This window comes from Nonomuraea gerenzanensis (assembly GCF_020215645.1).
Classification (GTDB): domain Bacteria; phylum Actinomycetota; class Actinomycetes; order Streptosporangiales; family Streptosporangiaceae; genus Nonomuraea; species Nonomuraea gerenzanensis.
In genome coordinates, this window is record NZ_CP084058.1 from 9,908,950 (window position 1) to 9,925,085 (window position 16,136).

The 16,136-nt window shown below is 69.6% G+C and carries 22 protein-coding genes; 7 read left to right on the forward strand and 15 right to left on the reverse strand.

Annotated features, from left to right (window positions below; genetic code table 11):
- The first annotated feature begins 30 nt into the window (after positions 1-30).
- The 5 genes from LCN96_RS45980 (at position 31) to LCN96_RS46000 (ending at position 2,960) form a co-directional block, all read left to right on the forward strand.
- A complete protein-coding gene (locus tag LCN96_RS45980) occupies positions 31-303 on the forward strand; it encodes a hypothetical protein (RefSeq protein ID WP_225268701.1) in 273 nt (90 codons plus the stop codon).
- Between the two features lie 98 nt (positions 304-401).
- Complete coding sequence (locus LCN96_RS45985) at positions 402-812, forward strand: hypothetical protein (protein ID WP_225268702.1); 411 nt, start codon at positions 402-404, stop codon at positions 810-812.
- A 130-nt stretch (positions 813-942) separates the two neighbouring features.
- On the forward strand, positions 943-1,173 hold the full coding sequence (locus tag LCN96_RS45990) for a hypothetical protein (RefSeq protein WP_225268703.1): 231 nt from the start codon (positions 943-945) through the stop codon (positions 1,171-1,173).
- Between the two features lie 402 nt (positions 1,174-1,575).
- Complete coding sequence (locus LCN96_RS45995) at positions 1,576-2,052, forward strand: glycine-rich domain-containing protein (protein WP_225268704.1); 477 nt, start codon at positions 1,576-1,578, stop codon at positions 2,050-2,052.
- On the forward strand, positions 2,049-2,960 hold the full coding sequence (locus LCN96_RS46000) for a protein kinase family protein (RefSeq protein ID WP_225268705.1): 912 nt from the start codon (positions 2,049-2,051) through the stop codon (positions 2,958-2,960). The genes LCN96_RS45995 and LCN96_RS46000 overlap by 4 nt, the downstream gene beginning before the upstream one ends.
- A gap of 141 nt (positions 2,961-3,101) precedes the next feature.
- Here LCN96_RS46000 and LCN96_RS46005 read toward each other — a convergent pair whose 3' ends face one another.
- The 4 genes from LCN96_RS46005 to LCN96_RS46020 form a co-directional block, all read right to left on the reverse strand.
- Positions 3,102-3,341 (reverse strand): holin, encoded by a 240-nt coding sequence (locus LCN96_RS46005; protein WP_225268706.1) that lies wholly within the window; start codon positions 3,339-3,341, stop codon positions 3,102-3,104.
- Between the two features lie 104 nt (positions 3,342-3,445).
- On the reverse strand, positions 3,446-4,249 hold the full coding sequence (locus tag LCN96_RS46010) for a peptidoglycan recognition protein family protein (RefSeq protein WP_225268707.1): 804 nt from the start codon (positions 4,247-4,249) through the stop codon (positions 3,446-3,448).
- Positions 4,250-4,255: 6 nt separating this feature from the next.
- Positions 4,256-4,717: a hypothetical protein gene (locus tag LCN96_RS46015; RefSeq protein ID WP_225268708.1), complete on the reverse strand. Its 462-nt coding sequence runs from the start codon at positions 4,715-4,717 to the stop codon at positions 4,256-4,258.
- The gene (locus LCN96_RS46020) at positions 4,718-5,017 is read right to left on the reverse strand and encodes a hypothetical protein (RefSeq protein WP_225268709.1); all 300 of its coding nucleotides are present in this window, start codon (positions 5,015-5,017) and stop codon (positions 4,718-4,720) included.
- Between the two features lie 222 nt (positions 5,018-5,239).
- On the opposite strand from LCN96_RS46020, the gene LCN96_RS46025 reads away from it, so the two are divergent.
- The gene (locus tag LCN96_RS46025; RefSeq protein ID WP_225268710.1) at positions 5,240-5,560 is read left to right on the forward strand and encodes a hypothetical protein; all 321 of its coding nucleotides are present in this window, start codon (positions 5,240-5,242) and stop codon (positions 5,558-5,560) included.
- Positions 5,561-5,670: 110 nt separating this feature from the next.
- Here LCN96_RS46025 and LCN96_RS46030 read toward each other — a convergent pair whose 3' ends face one another.
- The 11 genes from LCN96_RS46030 to LCN96_RS46080 all read right to left on the reverse strand — a co-directional run bounded on the left by LCN96_RS46030 (position 5,671) and on the right by LCN96_RS46080 (position 15,539).
- Positions 5,671-6,135 (reverse strand): hypothetical protein, encoded by a 465-nt coding sequence (locus LCN96_RS46030; RefSeq protein ID WP_225268711.1) that lies wholly within the window; start codon positions 6,133-6,135, stop codon positions 5,671-5,673.
- A gap of 9 nt (positions 6,136-6,144) precedes the next feature.
- Complete coding sequence (locus tag LCN96_RS46035; protein ID WP_225268712.1) at positions 6,145-6,606, reverse strand: hypothetical protein; 462 nt, start codon at positions 6,604-6,606, stop codon at positions 6,145-6,147.
- Positions 6,603-7,055, reverse strand: coding sequence for a hypothetical protein (locus tag LCN96_RS46040; protein WP_225268713.1), 453 nt, complete (start codon positions 7,053-7,055; stop codon positions 6,603-6,605). Before LCN96_RS46040 ends, LCN96_RS46035 begins: the two co-directional genes overlap by 4 nt.
- Positions 7,056-7,070: 15 nt before the next feature.
- Positions 7,071-9,632, reverse strand: coding sequence for a carbohydrate binding domain-containing protein (locus LCN96_RS46045; RefSeq protein WP_225268714.1), 2,562 nt, complete (start codon positions 9,630-9,632; stop codon positions 7,071-7,073).
- 2 nt (positions 9,633-9,634) lie between these two features.
- The gene (locus LCN96_RS57260) at positions 9,635-12,943 is read right to left on the reverse strand and encodes a phage tail tape measure protein (RefSeq protein ID WP_311132094.1); all 3,309 of its coding nucleotides are present in this window, start codon (positions 12,941-12,943) and stop codon (positions 9,635-9,637) included.
- An 18-nt stretch (positions 12,944-12,961) separates the two neighbouring features.
- Complete coding sequence (locus tag LCN96_RS46055) at positions 12,962-13,132, reverse strand: hypothetical protein (protein ID WP_225268715.1); 171 nt, start codon at positions 13,130-13,132, stop codon at positions 12,962-12,964.
- Between the two features lie 161 nt (positions 13,133-13,293).
- Entirely contained in the window at positions 13,294-13,578 is a 285-nt protein-coding gene (locus LCN96_RS46060) for a hypothetical protein (RefSeq protein WP_225268716.1), read from the reverse strand.
- 80 nt (positions 13,579-13,658) lie between these two features.
- Positions 13,659-14,132 carry a hypothetical protein gene (locus LCN96_RS46065; RefSeq protein ID WP_225268717.1) on the reverse strand — a complete coding sequence of 158 codons (474 nt, stop codon included), beginning with the start codon at positions 14,130-14,132 and terminating at the stop codon, positions 13,659-13,661.
- Positions 14,132-14,563, reverse strand: a complete 432-nt coding sequence (locus tag LCN96_RS46070; protein ID WP_225268718.1) for a hypothetical protein — start codon at positions 14,561-14,563, stop codon at positions 14,132-14,134. The genes LCN96_RS46065 and LCN96_RS46070 overlap by 1 nt, the downstream gene beginning before the upstream one ends.
- Before the next feature lie 66 nt (positions 14,564-14,629).
- Complete coding sequence (locus LCN96_RS46075) at positions 14,630-15,349, reverse strand: hypothetical protein (RefSeq protein WP_225268719.1); 720 nt, start codon at positions 15,347-15,349, stop codon at positions 14,630-14,632.
- Positions 15,306-15,539 carry a hypothetical protein gene (locus LCN96_RS46080; protein WP_225268720.1) on the reverse strand — a complete coding sequence of 78 codons (234 nt, stop codon included), beginning with the start codon at positions 15,537-15,539 and terminating at the stop codon, positions 15,306-15,308. The genes LCN96_RS46075 and LCN96_RS46080 overlap by 44 nt, the downstream gene beginning before the upstream one ends.
- 155 nt (positions 15,540-15,694) lie before the next feature.
- On the opposite strand from LCN96_RS46080, the gene LCN96_RS46085 reads away from it, so the two are divergent.
- Complete coding sequence (locus LCN96_RS46085; protein WP_225268721.1) at positions 15,695-16,090, forward strand: hypothetical protein; 396 nt, start codon at positions 15,695-15,697, stop codon at positions 16,088-16,090.
- The last annotated feature ends 46 nt before the right edge of the window (positions 16,091-16,136 follow it).

Below are 16,136 nucleotides of genomic sequence, written 5' to 3' on the forward strand. Positions count from 1 at the left end.
CGGCTCGTTCCTGTTCCTCGGCGGTGCGTGATGGCATCGGGCGTGATCGAGGCATGGCTTGAGCTGGAACCGATTGACCGGCAGGTCGCTGTGCTGCGCCTCACCTATCCGCAGTGGGCGACCGAGTACGTGTTCACCCCGAGCGGCCTGGTCTGGCGGGCCGTTCCGTGCTGGCAACTCACGGTCGAGCAGCTCGCCGCCGGGGTGGCGCGTCGGTTGGAGCGCGGGAACCCTGTCGCGCTCATGGCGGACTTGAGCGATCAGGCGCGGATCATCCGCGACTTGACCGCGCCCCGTACGTGAAGCTTCCCCGGCCCGTCGTCGCGTGCGGCGTTCGGCGGGTCGGGGAGTCCAAGCCGGACCTTGGCGTCCGGCACCACCAACCCGAGGAGAACCAACTCATGGCGAAGGACACGGGACGGGTAGAGCCCGACCTGCACGCGATTGAAGTGCCAGCGGACAAGTGGGCGCACCTCGACGGCACGGGCCTGGAGTACGCGCACATCGGGGACAGCGACGACTACGCCGTCCGGGACAAGGGCCAGCCCGAGACCCAGATCCGCAGGCCCGGCGACGACTTCCGCAAGCTCGGCGCAGTCCTCGGCCGAGGCGCCGGCACCGAGCAGACGTCCGGCGCGGGCCTCCACGAGATCGACGTGGACGAGGACCGGTACGAGCTGATCGAGGGCACACGGCTGGAGTACGCCCGCATCAACGACCATGACGACGCCTACAGCGTGCGCGACATCGAGCACGAGGGCGACATCCGGCGGCCGGGCGACGACTGGCGCAAGCTCGGCACCGTCCTCTAACGCCAGTTCGTAAGACGCCCCGAGGCAGAGACGGCACCCCGTCCCGATCCCCCGGGCCCCCGAACAGGCGCGGCGGCCCTTCCCGGCCCAGACCCCCAGGTCCGGCCGCCGCGCCACTGGAAGTGATCACGTGTACATCTGGGAACCGCATCAGCCACGCGGGCGCCGATCCGTCGCCGAGGCAGGCTGTTGCGAGGCATTTCTCTTGTGCTTTGAGGGCGCGGAGTTCTACGTGCTGCGCTACACCGAGGCCGGGAAGGCAGAGGAGACGGCGAGAGGCACCTATGACCACGTTTATTGGGGGGCGTGGCTGGACCTCACTCGCCAGCACGAGCGCGAGAAGCACCGGGTGGCGTCGTGACCGCGCTCCAGTGGATCGGCCTTGTGTGGGCGCCGCTCACCCTGTGGGGCATCGCCCCCGCTCTGCGGACGAGAGCCCGCATCGCCGAGATCGGCTACCTGCGGACGTGCCGAGGGTGCCAAGCACGCCGTGATGCCTACTGGCAGACGGAACGCGCGTGGCGCTACTGGTACGGCGTAGCGGGGCTACCCCTGATGATCCTCGCCGCGGCAACCGTCTGGTGGGCTGCGCCGTTCCTGCCTGCCCTGCGCCGCCTCGCAGGCTTACCCGACCTCCCGCAGTGCGCGGGCCCATCCTGCGCCGCGCACAAGCGCTACATCCCCGCCCAAGCGAGAAGGAGGTGAGGCCCGACCGCCACCGCACCGCAGGTCAGAACCACATCCCGATGGGAGAACCAAGCACATGAGCATCACGGCGACGGAACAACCGCCCCCCGCCGACATCATCGCCGCCGACCTGATCGACGATGACCTGTTCGACCAACTCGCCGCCCGCGTAGCTCGCGAGCACAACCAGCCCACCGAGTACGCCGGCCGCATCATCGAGCAGACGCTCCTGTTCCTGTTCGCCTGCGCCCGCAACCCGGGCGCCGGCCTCACCCCGTCGCCCGAGGTTGATCTCGGGTGGCACGCCTTCATCCTCGACACGCACAACTACGCCGAGTGGTGCCAGCGCGTCGCGGGCCGGTTCCTCCACCACAATCCGGAGGAGACCGGCGGCGACAAGGCGGCGTTCGTGGCGCGGCTGGGCGACAGCATCAAGGCCATGCGCGACCTCGGTCTGAACGTGGACCCGGCGCTGTGGCTGATCGCAGGAGAATGCAGCCAGTGCTACCAGGGCTGCGCCGACGACCCGAGCCCGGAAGGGATCACCGCATGAGCGCCCGCACAACCCGCCCCGCGTGGGAGGACCTGCCCGACGCCGTCATCAACGCCGTCGAGGCGCGATTCGGTCACGTGCTCAAGGCCGAGACGATGACCGGCGGCATCATGCCGGGCGTGGTCGCCCGCCTCGACATCGAGGGCGGCGAGCACGAGCACGTCTTCCTCAAGGCGATCGAGAGGGACCACGACGCCGCCAAGCTGCACCTGCGCGAGCGGTGGGCGGGCGAGAACCTGCCCGAGGAGGTGCCCGCCCCGCGCATGCTGTGGTCCGGGACGCATCGCGGATGGCACACGGCGGTGTGGGAGTACGTCAACGACCACGCCCGCCACGCCGACCTGTCGCCCGGCTCACCGGACCTTAACCCGGTACTCGACACGATGGCGCTGCTCGGCACCATGTTGACGCCGTGCCCGAACGGGGCGATGCCGGTCTCGGACAACGTCAAGGCACTGGTGACCAAGGGGCGGGCCCTGCTCGACAAGCCCAGTCTGCCCAACCGGGAGCTGTACGAGGCGGCGTTCGAGTGCCTCGACCCGGCGCACCTGCGCGGTAACACGCTCCTGCACTACGACCTGTCCGCGAGCAACCTGCTCGTCTCCGGCCAGCGCGTCAAGGTCGTGGACTGGTCGTTCGCGGCGCGCGGCGCGGCTTGGCTGGACGCCGCCCTGTTCGCCCCCCGCCTCGTCGAGGCCGGGCACAACCCGGTCGAGGTGGACGGGCTGCTGTCCACGCTCCCGCCGTGGCGCGACGCGCCCCGTTCGGCCGTGGCGGGGATCGCGGCGGCCTGGACGCTGTTTCGCGAGTACAAGGCCCGATACGGCCCGGACGAGGTGCGAGAGGCTCGTGCCCGCGCCGCCGAGGCTGGCCGGGCGTGGCTGGCCTATCAGCGGGCGAAGGGCTGAATAGGCGCCCGGCGGTCCTTCCCCCGTGACGACCGCCGGGCTCGGCCCTCCCCCGGCCGGGACGGGGCAGGGCCGGACACAAGAAGGACCCCCGTCGCCTCCTGCTGAAGAGGGCGACGGGGGTCCGTTGCTTGTCGTGCGTCAGCGGGTGTCGGTGGTGAAGCCTGCCGTGGCCGGGTCGCCGCCGGTGCCCGCCACGATCGACGTGAGCAGCGACACCACAGCGGCCAGACCGGCGATGGACGCGACGCCGGACCATGCGACGTCGAAGATGCCGAGCGCGCCCGTGCCGATCGTGGCGAGCGCCGAGGAGGCGGCAGCGCGGACCATGCGCTCTACCGCGTCGAGCCAGAACAGGCCCGTCAACATCCGTCGTGCCAAGGGGACCTCCCGGAGGGTGGTGGGGCCCGGCCAGCACGGGGGCGACTGGCCGGGGGTCTGAGAGGCGCGCAGCATGTAGAACTGCGCGAGGGGGTCGAGCACGGTCAGGCCACGCGCAGGAGGTGGGGCCAGGTCAGTTTCCCGACCCACCCGTCCGGGTCGAGGCCCTCGGCGTCCTGGAACACCTTCACCAGCTCGACCAACTCGGGGTCGGCCTTGGTCAGCTTCATCCATGCCTCAAGGCCGATGTCGGCATAGGCGTCAGCGGGGACACGTCCGCGAGCGAACAGGCAGCCGCGCACGGTCTTGACGTCGAAGCTGTCCGAGCCGGGGCCGACGAGGGGCAGGTCCTTCACGATGTCCTCCGTCCAGGTGAGGAGAGGCCCGCCGGCGAGGATGGCCGCGATCTCCTCCCGGAAGTCGTTCATGTTGATCGAGTGGGGATCGGGCTTGGAGCGGTTGACCTCCTTGTGTCCCTTCACCCGGGCCACCGACAGGCCGAACTCGCGGCACAACTCCGCGCACAGCTTCCGGTAGGCGTCGAGCTGTACCTCGGGCCACGGCTGTCTGCCGTCCGATTCGGCCTCGATCCCGATCGAGCTGCTGTTGTCGTGGTAGCCCGAGGTGGACGGGGCGTTGTGCCAGCACCGCCCGGCCGCGATCAGGTAGATACGGCCCGAGCGCCCGAGCCCGAACTGAGACAGCGGGCCGGCCAGGTCGGCACGCCCGTCACGGACGACGCGCAGCGACGGGTAGTCGCCGCCGGCGGACGGACCCGCCGAGTGGTGACAGACGATCCCCTGCACCTCGGGCTGCGGCCCGTGGCCACGGGTGCGCCACCCGGGTACCTCGGTGACGGGGCATCCGGTACGGCGGGCGACCTCGGCGAGCTGTACGAGCCACGGCATGACGTCTCACACCTCGTACGAGATCTTGAACTCGGAGAGTTCGAGCTTGACCGACGTCGAGGCGTTGTGCTTGACCATGAGCCCGATCGGGGTTCCGGGGTGCACGAACATACCCCACGTCTTCGCGATGTACTGCCCGCCCGGGGTGAGCGCCCGGTCCTCGGTGCACGTCGAGTCGTAGCCGGTGGACAGGTTGAGCGGGTCGCGGACGAACCGGTCGCGCAGCTCGGTGTAGTCGTCGGCCTCCCAGTACATGAGCGCGTGCAGGGTCGCCCATGCGTCGTGCTGCGGCCAGATTAGGCCCGACCGCTCGTCCGGGTAGGCCGAGGTGGGGCCGTCAGGCTGCGCCGGGTTGTGCATGCCGTGGGCGTCGTAGCTCTCGGTGCCGTACGGGAAGCGTACGAGGTAATAGTCCGTGGTGATGGGGATGGTCTGGCTCGCGGCGAGCAGACTGCACACGTACGTCACTTAGTCCTCCTGTTGCCGTAGCTGCTCGTGGAACTGATCCGACAGGCGTGTCACGGTGCGCTCGACGCGGTTGATGGCGTCCCGGGCGGACGCCCCGCCGTTGGGTCGTAGCTGCGCCTCGATCGCCTCAAGGCGTTCCATTACTCCCGGCCGGGCGGGTACACCCTTGCGTGCGGGCTCGCCCTGCCAGTCATCGACGGCGTCGCTCAACTTCTTCAAGAGCTTGATCAGCTTGGCTGCGACCGCCCCGCCACCGGCCAGCGTGACCAGGGCGACGCAGACAGCAAGGATCTCGGGCATGGTTACGGTCCCTCCGTGCAATACAGGGCGGGCTGGTTTGGTGAGGGTCCGTAGGGTGTCGGGGCTGCTACAGCCCTGCGCTACTGATCAGCGATGTGTGGGAACTGCTCGTCCCTACAGGCAAACCGAGATAGCTAACCGTGGCAACTTAGCTACGCTATGTATCTGCTGGGGCGGGGGATGCCCCTGGGGCAAGCCTTCCCCCAGAGACGGGAGTCTCCCATGCGCCGCTCGATCGCCGCCGCCATCCTCGCCCCGGCCGCCGCAGCCTGCCTGCTGGCCACCGCCGTACCCGCGAACGCCGCCACCGGTACGGTGACCTTCTACACGCAACAGTTCGACCAACTGGCCGCCTACACCAACCCCACCGGCTGCCAGGCGGTCCCCAACGGCGCTGCCAGCCTGCAGAACGAGACCAACAAAACCATTTCCCTCTACTGGAACTCTGACTGCCGCCCGCCAGTTGTGCTGGTTATTGTCAGCGGGCAGATCGACAGTATTTCCGACCGAGTCAAAAGCTTCATGCCGGTCGAGAGCTCCTGACGCCCCGCCCCGGTCAACGGCCCCCGCCCACGCGGGGGCCGTTACTTGCGCGGCCGGGGCTTCCCGCAAGCTGCCGATCCCGATCCCTGTGCGGCTCACGTTGAGGTGGGCTATGGCACGGGGATGATCGCCAGGTTCTTCTGGCGCAAGTCCACGCTCGCGCTGCCGGCGGTCTCGGTCTTCATCATGATCCGGGCGAAGTAGACCTGACCTGGCCGGAGGCCCTGCATGATGGTGATCCGCGAGTGGTAGTAGTAATCGCTGGCCTCGGGCATGGAGATGATGCCGCGCACGTAGGCGCTCGCCGCAGCGACAACCGCGCCGGACACGTTTGTCTCGCGGATCTCGACACCCAGGAACCCCTGGTTGTTGTTCGTCTCGTCGCGGAACCCGCCACCCACCACTATCTTCACGCGGCCCGAGGTGGGCGCCGTGAACGTCACCCGGCACTGGTTGGTCGGCTCGACGTAGCCGCCCGAGGTGTTGATGTTGGACTGCAAGGTGTCGTCCGTCGCGTACTGGCTCACCGGCCGGTCGAGCGCCAGGACGACGGTTCCCGCGAGCAGGTCGGGCATGGCGTCCTCCTACGGGATCGGCTGGACGATGATGGAGCGCGAGGCGATGTCCGCCGTACCGGCGCCCGAGGACGCCCGGTACTGCAGGCGGGCGAAGTAGGTCCCGCCCGGCGTCAGCCCGGTCACCACGTAAGCGCGGCTCTGGTACTCGTAGCGCAGCGACTCGTCAGCACACGAGAGGGTGCCCGGCCCGGTGACGCTCGACGACACCACCACCGCACCGGCGCCGTTGGTCACCCGCACCTCGGAGTCCACATACACCTGATCCGCGCCGGAGTCGTTGCGCGTGCCGGCCCCGTTGATGATGAGCACCCGGCCCGAGAACGGCGCGGTGAAGGTGACGGACACCTCGGGCGAGCCGTTCGTGAACGCGGTGACGGTCAGGCTCGTGATGTCCGTGCTGTCGGCGGACCAGACGGTCGGCGGGAACTCGGCGTCCTGCACGCGGGTGCCCACGGCGACATCGGTCATGACGTCGGCTCCACCACGATCTCGCGGGCCTTGACCTGCACGGTGGTGCCCTCGGGCGACATCATCACGCGGGCGTAGTAGACCTGGCCCGGCGTCAGCCCGGTGAGCAGCGACACCCGCGAGCCGAACACGTAGTCCGAGTTCGAGCCCGGCGCGCTCCACCCGTACGACTCCACCGAGGGGGCGAGCACCTCCGTGCCCGAGGAGTCGCGCACGAACACCTGCGAGGCCAGGAACGCCCGGTTGTCGTTGGTGGCGTCCCTCGACCCGCCGCCCACGGTGATGAGCACGCGGCCGGACGTGGGCGCGGTGAAGTACACGCCGACCTCGGGCGAGCCGGCCACGTACGCGGTCGAGGCGGTCCCGTTCTGGATGGTGTCGTCCTGCGCCTGCACGGTGCGCGGGAAGTCCACCCCGCGCACCAGCTCGCCGTCACTGATGTTCGGCATGCGGGTCTCCCTTTCCTACAGCGCCCGCACGGCGGGCTCGGCGAGCTTCACCGCCGCGCCGGCGGACTGCGCCTTGACGACGCCGTTGACGCTGCGGACGACGGTGAACGTCTGCGGGCTCGACACCCCCGAGATCGCGGTGACGCACATGCGCTCACCGGCCACGAGGATGTCGAGCGGCAGGTCCCCGGCGAGGGTCGTCCACAGTTGCCCCCGGGACGTGGCCACCGACAGGGACGTGGCCGTGCTGGTCGCGCCCGCGCTGAGCGTGGACCACTCGGTGCCGTACCGGGCCACCCGGGCGCCGGTGCTCGCCTCGACGGCGTCCAGGTAAGCGACGACCTGGCCGTTGGTATGGCCGTTCGTGGTCCACACCTGGAACTGGATGTTGTCGAGCGTGGCGGACAGAGTGACCGTGCGGAACACCCGGTGCCACGTGTCGGCGGTCAGGTGGGAGGTGTTGGCGAACTCGAACGTCATGCCGTCGCCGCCGATGACCACGCCCGTCACATGCGGGAACGAGGCGGCCGGAACGTACAGGTAGCAGGAGACAGTGACGACGTCGCCCGCGCTGGTCTCCAATCCCACGTCGCTCACGCTCGCGCCGTACAGGTTGAACGGCGGGTTCGTCGCCGTTCGGGTGATCTGCAGGGACGCCGCGCCGATGTACTTCTGCGTGGTGACGCGGGCGATGGACGAGTTGGTCTGTGCGCCCCACCCGGTCGTGTTCGTCTCGAACGAGGGGTTCACGATCAGGTTCCCCGAGCTGTAGACGGCCACCTGGTAGGGCGTCTCGGGCGAGCAGTTGACCGTGACGCTCCATTCCTTCGTGGTGAGCTGCTCGGAGAACCCTCGGGCTATCTGGCTGATCTGGTCGGGCGGCAGCCACGGCGGCGGGTTGTCGATGGTGAGCCGGTCGCCCACGTCGAGGGCGATCACGTCGGCGGTGAGGTCGGTGTCGCCGGACACGGCCGAGTTGCCGAGGTTGACCGTGATCTGCGGGTAGCGGGCTTCATCGACGGTGCCGAGGTGGACTCTCCACCGTGCTTGGTCGGGTAGGTCGTTGTCGGCGGCCACGTTGACCGTGACCGGTTCGTCGTACCGGCCGACGCCGTTCGGTGGCGCTGCCGTGGACAGCGGGCCGGTGTCGAGCATGGCGCGGGCCGACGACCCGCCCGTCCGGGTGACGGTGACGTCGTTGCGTACGAGCTGGTCGTCATCGACCGGTTCAAGGGGCGGCGACAGGTGCCGGGCGTCGTAGTCGAGCGCGAGCGCGGGCATCTGGTTCTGCAGGCTGCCTCGGGTCCGGTAGGCCAGGCCGAGCTGGTCGCGCGGCTCGTACAGGATGCCCATGTCCGCCTCGGCGGCCTCGCCGATCAGGTCGAGCACGGCGGCCGGACGCTGCGCCCCCATGGCCGCGCTGTCGTCGAGGTCGCCCTCGGACGTGAGGGCGATCTGTTCCTCGGCGCACAGCCGCTCGATCCGGCGGCCGGCCGACTCGCCTACGTACGCGGCGAGCTGCGGCCCGAGGTCGAAGATGGTCGTGATCGCAGACTGCACCGAGATGTGCCCGATCGCCGTGTCCGTGATGCCGCCACCGACCGACACCACCACCTGCTCGATCTGGCCGAGGGTGCGTGAGGCCAGCGTGCCCCCGGCCGTGAGCCCGGTCGCCGCGCCCGGTTCGAGCGTGGACAGGTCCCAATCGACGTTGGCGCCGTTCTGGTCGAGGTCGAGCGCCACCCGCAGCCGCTTGCCGGTCACCGCGTAGGCGATGAACCCGCTGTCCAGGATGGTGTTGCCGTCCTCGTCGTACGCCTGCACCTTCAGGTCGCCGCCCGGGTCGCCGTAGCGGACGACCCACGAGGCGGCGGTCCCGGACGTGTACAGCGTGATGAGCGCCTCGTCACCGGAGATGCCGGCGATCGGGACGGCGAGCAGGAACCGGATGGACGCCTCGCCGGTCACGGTGTAGGCCGGGACTGTGCCCGTCCATACCGAGTCGCTCAGTAGCGGGATGGGCTCGGAGGAGTCGAACCCGGTGTACGCGGCCAGGTCGGGCTGTCCGGTGAACGTCATGGCCGGGCCGCCGACCGCCGACGCGAGCCGGGACGCGCCCTCGCCGTCCTCGCACGGCCAGTACGCGACCGGCCGGGCGGTCAGCGACGGGTTGGTCATGCCCCGGTACAGGGCAGAGCGCAGCGCCGCCGCGCCCTGCCCGAGCCTGCGCAGGATGCCTGCGGCCTCGACCGGCGTCCACACGTTGTTGCCGGTGACGTCCCAGCGCGGCGGCCAGGACGACACCTCGCCCACGAACCGCACCGACCCCTCGGCGGTGACCCGGATGGGCGTGTTCCGGCCGAGCAGCCCGTAATAGGGCGAGGAGGGGTTCCGCGGCGAGTAGACGCCCATCCGGTTGTTGAACGACAGGGTGAGCCGGGACACCTCGGCGCGGGCGCTCTCGTCGGCCTGGCCGCGCGTGATGGACACGCCGTCGCGGATACGAACGTCCCCGGTGACGTCCACCCACGAGCCGTTGATGAACAGCTCCACCACCACGTCGAAGCGGTTCGCCACGGTCACCTCCCCAGTACGGACTGGACGTTGCCGCCCCGGACTCGGATCGCGCGGCGCAGCAGCTCCACGAGGAGGTCGTCGATGCGGCCCCCGGCCGAGTCGATGATGAGCTGCACCTCGGCGGGCGGCATCTTGTCCAGGTTGCCGAGCGGCTCGGGCGCCCCGGTGCCGTTGTGCACCATGGACAGGCCCTCGGGCAGCATGCCGCCGTTGTCGAACGACCACGGCATGACGCCGCCGGACGCGAGCTTGAGCCCGTACCGGCGGGTGAACAGGCCGTTGTTCGCTCCCCGGGCCGCCGACCCGACGACGACGCCCCTCGACCCGCGCGACTCGACATTGACGCCGCCGAGCGTGCCCGCCATGTGGCCCACACCGGCGTCGGTGACGCCGACCCGGAACCCGCTGTTGCGGTTGCGGACGAACCCGCCCGGCCCCGAGGTGGCGCCGAACGAGTGCGTGCTGAACAGGCGGGAGTACGGCTTGCGGCCCTTGATCACGTTGGTGATCGCGGACATGAAGCCGCTGCAGTCGTAGCCGCGCGGGCCCACGCCGCCCCAGATGTACGGCTTACCGGCCTGCGAGCGCGCCCACTTCAGCGCGTTCTGCACGCCCGGCCCGCCGACGAACATCTTGTTGAAGAACTTCGACAGGCTGGACCCGATGTTGCTCGCCCACGAGCCGTACAGCTTGTTCGCCCTGGTCGCCATCTTCTGCACCGACGACAGGCCCGACACCGAGCCCTTCACCATGACGCCGCCCTTGGCGAAGAACGCGCCCTCGCCGCCCATCCGCTTGGGGCCGAGCCCGCCGGCCAGGACGCGCCGCACGCCGTCCACGCCGCCGGTGCGGGCGGCCCGGTTCATCTGCTCGATCGCACCCGGGCCGACCGCCTTGGTCCACTCGGGCCGCATGACGGCCTCGCCGCCGGACAGCCCGAGCGTGCCGCCGGTCGGGGAGTGGAACATGTGCACGTCCCGGCCGGGCGTGTAGCCGGGCAGGATGCCGCCGGACGCCTTGAGCAGCGTGCCGCCCTGCACCTTGTACCCGATCAGCTCGCCGCCGGCGCGCACCTCGATGCGGACCTTGCGATCGCGGATCTTGTCGGTGGCACTGTTGATCTGGCCTGGCATCTTCGCGTACCGGGCCACCAGCTTGTCGATCTCGGCCCGGGACAGGCCCGACGCGGTCAGCACGCCACGGAGACGGTTGATCTCGGTGGCAAACACCTTGTTGGCCTTGTCCACCGAGCCGGTCTGCTCGCGGACCTTGGCCGAGTGCTCGATCGCGGCCTGAATCGAGCCGATCAGCACGCGCGTGGCCTCGCGGCCCGCCTTGTTGTTGATGCCGATCTTGCCGGTGCGCTGGTCGATCGACACGTTGTTCTTGTTGAACGCGGTGGTCAGCTCGTCCAGCGAGTCACGGAACGCGATAGCCGCGAGGTCCGCATCGCCGTTCAGCGTCCGGAACTTGGCCAGCGAGGTGTTGAGGGCGTTGACCTTGCCGGTGGCCCGGTCGGCGGCGGTGCCCACCCCGTTCACGCTGCCTGCGACGGCCTGGCCGCTGGACGCCACCGAGGGCGCGGCGGCGATCAGCCGTTGGTACGCCTCGCGCGCCTCGGCCAGCTCGGTGTTGGACCCGGCCACGGTGTCCTGCACGAGCTTGGCCGTGCCGGACAGCGTCTTCCACTGCGAGTTGACGCTCGCACCACGGCCACCAACGGCCTGCGTCACCGTGGCGTTCTCGGCCAGCTTGGCGTTGACCTGCGCGATAGCGTCCCGGTTGCCGAGCGCGGCATCGGTGACCAGCGACAGGTTGATGCCGAGCTGTTGCGCCGCCTTGTAGACGCCCTCGGTCTCCAACCGGTTCTTGATGTTGGCCACGGCTTGGTCGTCGAGCGCGCCCTTGTTCCGCATGAGGGCGTCGGTCAGGTCTTGGACCCGGCGTTCCGCCTCGTCGTTGCGGGTGGCGAAGATACCGAGGACCGCAGCGCCGCCGGCCAGGGCGATGCCCCACGGGCCGGTGAGCATGCCGACCATGCCGGACAGGACGCCGCGCATCTTCCCGCCTGCGCCCTGCATGCCGGACAGCCGGTCGCGGAAGCGCTGCACCGGCCCGTCCGCGCTGGTCACGGCGCCGATGAACGACCCGACCCCGGACACGAGCGGGCCTAGCTTGCTGGTCAGCGTGCCGACCACGACGGCGAACGCGAGCGATTGGATGGCGCCCTCGCGCAGCGGCTCGGGCAGGCCGTTGATGAGCTTGACCACCGCGCCGAGCGGGCCGAGCAGCAGCGGCAGCACCTCGACCACGGCCGAGGCGGCATCGTGCAGCAGCTTGAACGTGGCGGCGGCCTGCTCTTGCCCTTGCGCCGAGCGCGACCAGGCGGCGAACTTGGCCGTGCCCGACTCCAGCGTGTCGAGCAGCCCATCGGCGGTGAACTTCGCTTGCGAGAACATGCCGACCAGGCCCTTGACGACGTTGCCGCCAATCCGGCCGAGCTGCGCGAGCACGTCCCCGGCCTTGGTGACGGTGCGCTCCAGCTTGGCCGCGCCCTGCTCGGAGGTGAGGAACGCCGCCGCGGCCTTGGCCCCGTTGGTCGCCCACGCCGCCATGCGCTCGGCGAGAGGCAGGCTCTTGACCGTGAGCTGCGTGATGACCTGTAGGGCGGGCCGGGTGGCGCCGGCCAGGGTGCCCATGATGCGGCTCGTCGAGGCGAACGTGGCGTTGACCGCGCCCTTGGCCAGCGGCGTGCCCGCGAAGCGGATCGCTTCCTTGGCCCCGGCGTTGAGACCGGCGGCGACGTCGGTCATGCCGGTCTTGATCTCGGGCAGCAGTGAGCGGGCGACCGGCGCCATCTCGGCGGCCAGGTCGGCGAACAGCTCGTCCTGGACGGCCCGCTGTACGCCGTCGAACTCCTTCTTGAGCGCGGCGGTCTCGCGCACGAACTTGCGGGCGTTGGGCGAGAGCTTCTCCAACGCCTCGTCGAGCTTCTTCGCGTCGCCCTCGGCTACGGCCGACATGGCGTCGCCGACCCCGATCAGGCCGACCTTGAGCACGCCCGTGGCGACCTTGGTAGCGACCATCGCGGCGGGCATCGCGGCCACGGCGGCGGCGGCCGGGGCGACGGCCGCACCGAGGGCGGTCGCGCTGCCCGCCAGTGCGGCCAGGCCGAGACCCGCGCCCGAGACCTTCCGGACGCGCTGCATCCGGGACTCGACCTTGTCCAGCTCGCCGCCCACCCGCTTGAGCGCGGGCGAGACGCGCTCGCGAGCGAAGATGGTGAACCCGAGGGCGGTCGTGTTGGCCACAGCTCACCCCCGGGGGCACTAGTCATCGAACGGTCGCGGGAGAGGCTCGGGCCGAGGCGGTTCCGGGCCACGCCCTCGATGCGCCGAGGCGAACAGCCAGTTGGCTTGCGCGATCAGGTCGCGCACCTGCGCGAGCAGCTCGGTCTGCGTGGACCATGCGGCCCGGTCCTCGCCGAGGTCGGCGGTCACCGTGGCGGACTCCCGAGGGAGCCGCGAGACGAGCACCCACAGCCGCCGCCACGACATGCGGCCCGCCCAGAACTCGGCGAGTTGGTCAGCGTCGCGCGGGTAGTAGCGGGCAAGGTCCGCCTCGACCTCGTCCTTGTACTCGACCAGCAGGCGGGCGAGCCCTACGAGCTTTTTGGGTCAAGGCCCGCGATGGCCTCGAACAGCTTGGTCTGCAGGTCGTCCCACTCCTCCGGGGACAGGTCGAGGTCCTCGAACGCCTCGATCTCCTGCTCGGTGAAGACGACGTCCAGCGCGCCGATCATGTCGTTCTGGCCGAGGCGGCGAGCCATCTTTCCGCGCTTGATCCGCTTGGGGATCACGAGGCGAAGGGACTGCCCGTCCTCGCCCGCCCACTCGAACACGCGCGTGGGCTCGATCTTGTCCTCGGTCTGCGTCCTGGTAGCCATGCGGGTCTCCTCAATCTGTGCCTGCGGGTCTGAGGTGGTACGAGACGGCCGGTAGACCCGCATCCCCGGCCGTCTCGCGCTCATTGGGCGATCCGGGCCGCCACGCGGTCCATCGCCTGCTTCATCTCCTCGCGCGCCTTGGGCGCGGTCTTGGCGATGGTCTGGCGGAACCACGGGTGACCGGGCTGCGTCACCCACCGCTCGCGGTTGCCGAACACGGGGTGCCGCCACCCCTTGGCGGTGTCGAACCCGCGCGGCAGCATCTCCAGCCCGGACGGCATGCGGGTCACGATCCGCACCCGGCGGGCGTCCGCCTGGATACCGACGCCGCGCGCCATCCGCCGGCGTAGCCCGGTCGAGCGCGGGCCCTTCACGGGGATGGCGCGGGCGGCGAGCTTGGCGGCGTTCCGGCCGGGCTTGGCGGCCTCGCGCACCGCCTTGCGCAGCTCACGGGCGAGGTCCTTCTCACCGGCGTGCCGCAGGCGGCGGTTGACGTCCTTCCACTCCCGGCCGAACTGGAACGCCACTTCCCACTGCGACCGCTCGGCGGCCATCAGGCGTAGGTGCCGCGCGTGACGACGCCGTCCACCTGGAACTCGGCCGAGAACGACACCTTGTCCGACACGCTCGACTCGGCGGTGTAGGAGGTGATCCACGCCTCGCCGCTGTACTTGACCTTGCCCGAGGTGTTGCCCTCGGGGCCGTACTCGAACGTCGCCGTGGCGCTCTGGCCGGTCATCAGCGCGCCGAGCACGGCGTCCGGGCCGGTCGTCACGGTCGAGTCGAAGTGACCCGAGATCGAGAACGTGGCGTTGACCAGGCCCGGGATGTTCTTCACACCCTCGTCGCCGAACGCGGTCACCTCGGACAGGTCCCTCGACCCGGGCAGGCCGGAGACGTTGTCAACGTACTGGGACAGGGTGCGGAGCGTGCCGCCGGTGTCATCGACAGCGAACGCGCTGTCCTTACCGTGTGTGAAAGCCATGTCGTCGCCCTCCAGGCATGAAAAAACCCGGCGACGTGGCCGGGTGGCTGTGCGGAAGAGGTGGAGCTATCGGCGGGCGAACGCCGCCGCGTAGGTGAAGCTCGGCGTGGTGCCGCTGATGGTGTGGGTCTCGCGCACGTACCGGTTGACCGTGCCGGCCACGGTGCGGCGCTGGGAGCCTGCGGCGGTCGCCGCGCTGAAGGTGATCAGGTCCACGAACGTGTTGCCGTCCACGCTGTGCTGCACCTTCACGGTCAGCGAGGGAGTGGTGCCCGAGGCGGCGGTCACGTGCAGGGAGGCGACGCCGCCGTTGAGCGAGGATGCGCCGTTGTCCACCGACGTGGCGGTGTTGCCGGTCGCGGTCTCGGCGGTGTGGGCGTGCACGACCCGGCCATGGTCCACGCCGTCGTTGGGCGTGGTCTCCACGGTCAGGCTCACCGTGTCCGACACCGACGACTCGACGGTGTACGAGGACAGATTCGAGGTGGCGATGAACGCGGGCTTGCCGATCGTGAACCCGTCCGGGAGCACGGTGGTCAGCAGCCCATCGAGCGCGCCATCGGTGGCCTGAATCGTCTCGTCGATGTCGCCGTCCTCGCCGTCGAACAGGCCGGTGACGTTGATGCTGCCCGCGCGCAGGCCCGGGATGAACCGGGCCCCGTCGTCGAGCAGCGTCGTCGTCTCGCCGAGGTTGCGCTCACCGGCGACGGTCCATCCGTTGATCCGGCCGGACAGGTGCTTGTCATTGACCAGCACCCGGCCCTGCTTGCTGTGTACGAACGCCATCGTCGGTCACCTCCTCGATCGCGCCCTGCTCCAGCAGCCACGCCACGCTCGTCTTGGGTAGGTCCTCGACTACCTCGCCCGGTTCGGCGCGGCGCTCGCCGCCGCGGCCTCGGGCCGGGTAGTCGAGACCGGCCAGCACCCGGTATTGCTTGGCCACCACGTCCTCCTCGGAACGCTCAATGAAATACACGCGCCGATCGCCGCATCATTTGCGGTGATATCAAGCGTTGCTTCTGCCGAGTTCGCTTACCCTCGCGTGACTAATCCCTTACCTATAGTGACGCTAAGTAGCGTGATCGCTACTCTCCGTTGTGATCATCGGGACAACATCAGGAAGGGACCACGATGTTCACCAAGTCCGCAGGACTTCGCCTGCTCACTGGCGCAGCCCTCGCTGCCGCCGCCCTCACTCTCTCCACCGGCACGGCCCACGCCATCGACTCCCCCTACGCACAGGCTGCCGCCAAGGTCGACAACACCGGTTCGCTCATCTACGGCAAGAACATCGCCGCGGTCAGCAAGCCATCGACCGGCGCCTACTGCGTTCGGGTGACCGATGACGTTGACCTCTCCAAGGCCGTCATCCAGGTAACTCCTGCCTGGTACCGGGACCGAACGATGACCGTTACCACCGGGAACACCTCATACTGCGGCGATAACTCCAAGACCATCACCGTGAGGTCTTACAGCGCCAAGAACAACACCGACGCAGACGCCTCCTTCTACCTCACCGTCTCCTAACAGCACCTCTGCCCCCCAGAGCCCGCAGGCACTTGCCTGCGGGCTC

What these genes read in the sequence shown, in the direction of transcription:
- LCN96_RS45980 (WP_225268701.1), top strand. Translation starts at nt 31, where the DNA reads ATGGCATCGGGCGTGATCGAGGCATGGCTTGAGCTGGAACCGATTGAC.
- LCN96_RS45985 (WP_225268702.1), top strand. Translation starts at nt 402, where the DNA reads ATGGCGAAGGACACGGGACGGGTAGAGCCCGACCTGCACGCGATTGAA.
- LCN96_RS45995 (WP_225268704.1), top strand. Translation starts at nt 1,576, where the DNA reads ATGAGCATCACGGCGACGGAACAACCGCCCCCCGCCGACATCATCGCC.
- LCN96_RS46000 (WP_225268705.1), top strand. Translation starts at nt 2,049, where the DNA reads ATGAGCGCCCGCACAACCCGCCCCGCGTGGGAGGACCTGCCCGACGCC.
- LCN96_RS46010 (WP_225268707.1), bottom strand. Translation starts at nt 4,249, where the DNA reads ATGCCGTGGCTCGTACAGCTCGCCGAGGTCGCCCGCCGTACCGGATGC.
- LCN96_RS46020 (WP_225268709.1), bottom strand. Translation starts at nt 5,017, where the DNA reads ATGCCCGAGATCCTTGCTGTCTGCGTCGCCCTGGTCACGCTGGCCGGT.
- LCN96_RS46025 (WP_225268710.1), top strand. Translation starts at nt 5,240, where the DNA reads ATGCGCCGCTCGATCGCCGCCGCCATCCTCGCCCCGGCCGCCGCAGCC.
- LCN96_RS46030 (WP_225268711.1), bottom strand. Translation starts at nt 6,135, where the DNA reads ATGCCCGACCTGCTCGCGGGAACCGTCGTCCTGGCGCTCGACCGGCCG.
- LCN96_RS46035 (WP_225268712.1), bottom strand. Translation starts at nt 6,606, where the DNA reads ATGACCGATGTCGCCGTGGGCACCCGCGTGCAGGACGCCGAGTTCCCG.
- LCN96_RS46040 (WP_225268713.1), bottom strand. Translation starts at nt 7,055, where the DNA reads ATGCCGAACATCAGTGACGGCGAGCTGGTGCGCGGGGTGGACTTCCCG.
- LCN96_RS46060 (WP_225268716.1), bottom strand. Translation starts at nt 13,578, where the DNA reads ATGGCTACCAGGACGCAGACCGAGGACAAGATCGAGCCCACGCGCGTG.
- LCN96_RS46065 (WP_225268717.1), bottom strand. Translation starts at nt 14,132, where the DNA reads ATGGCCGCCGAGCGGTCGCAGTGGGAAGTGGCGTTCCAGTTCGGCCGG.
- LCN96_RS46070 (WP_225268718.1), bottom strand. Translation starts at nt 14,563, where the DNA reads ATGGCTTTCACACACGGTAAGGACAGCGCGTTCGCTGTCGATGACACC.
- LCN96_RS46075 (WP_225268719.1), bottom strand. Translation starts at nt 15,349, where the DNA reads ATGGCGTTCGTACACAGCAAGCAGGGCCGGGTGCTGGTCAATGACAAG.
- LCN96_RS46085 (WP_225268721.1), top strand. Translation starts at nt 15,695, where the DNA reads ATGTTCACCAAGTCCGCAGGACTTCGCCTGCTCACTGGCGCAGCCCTC.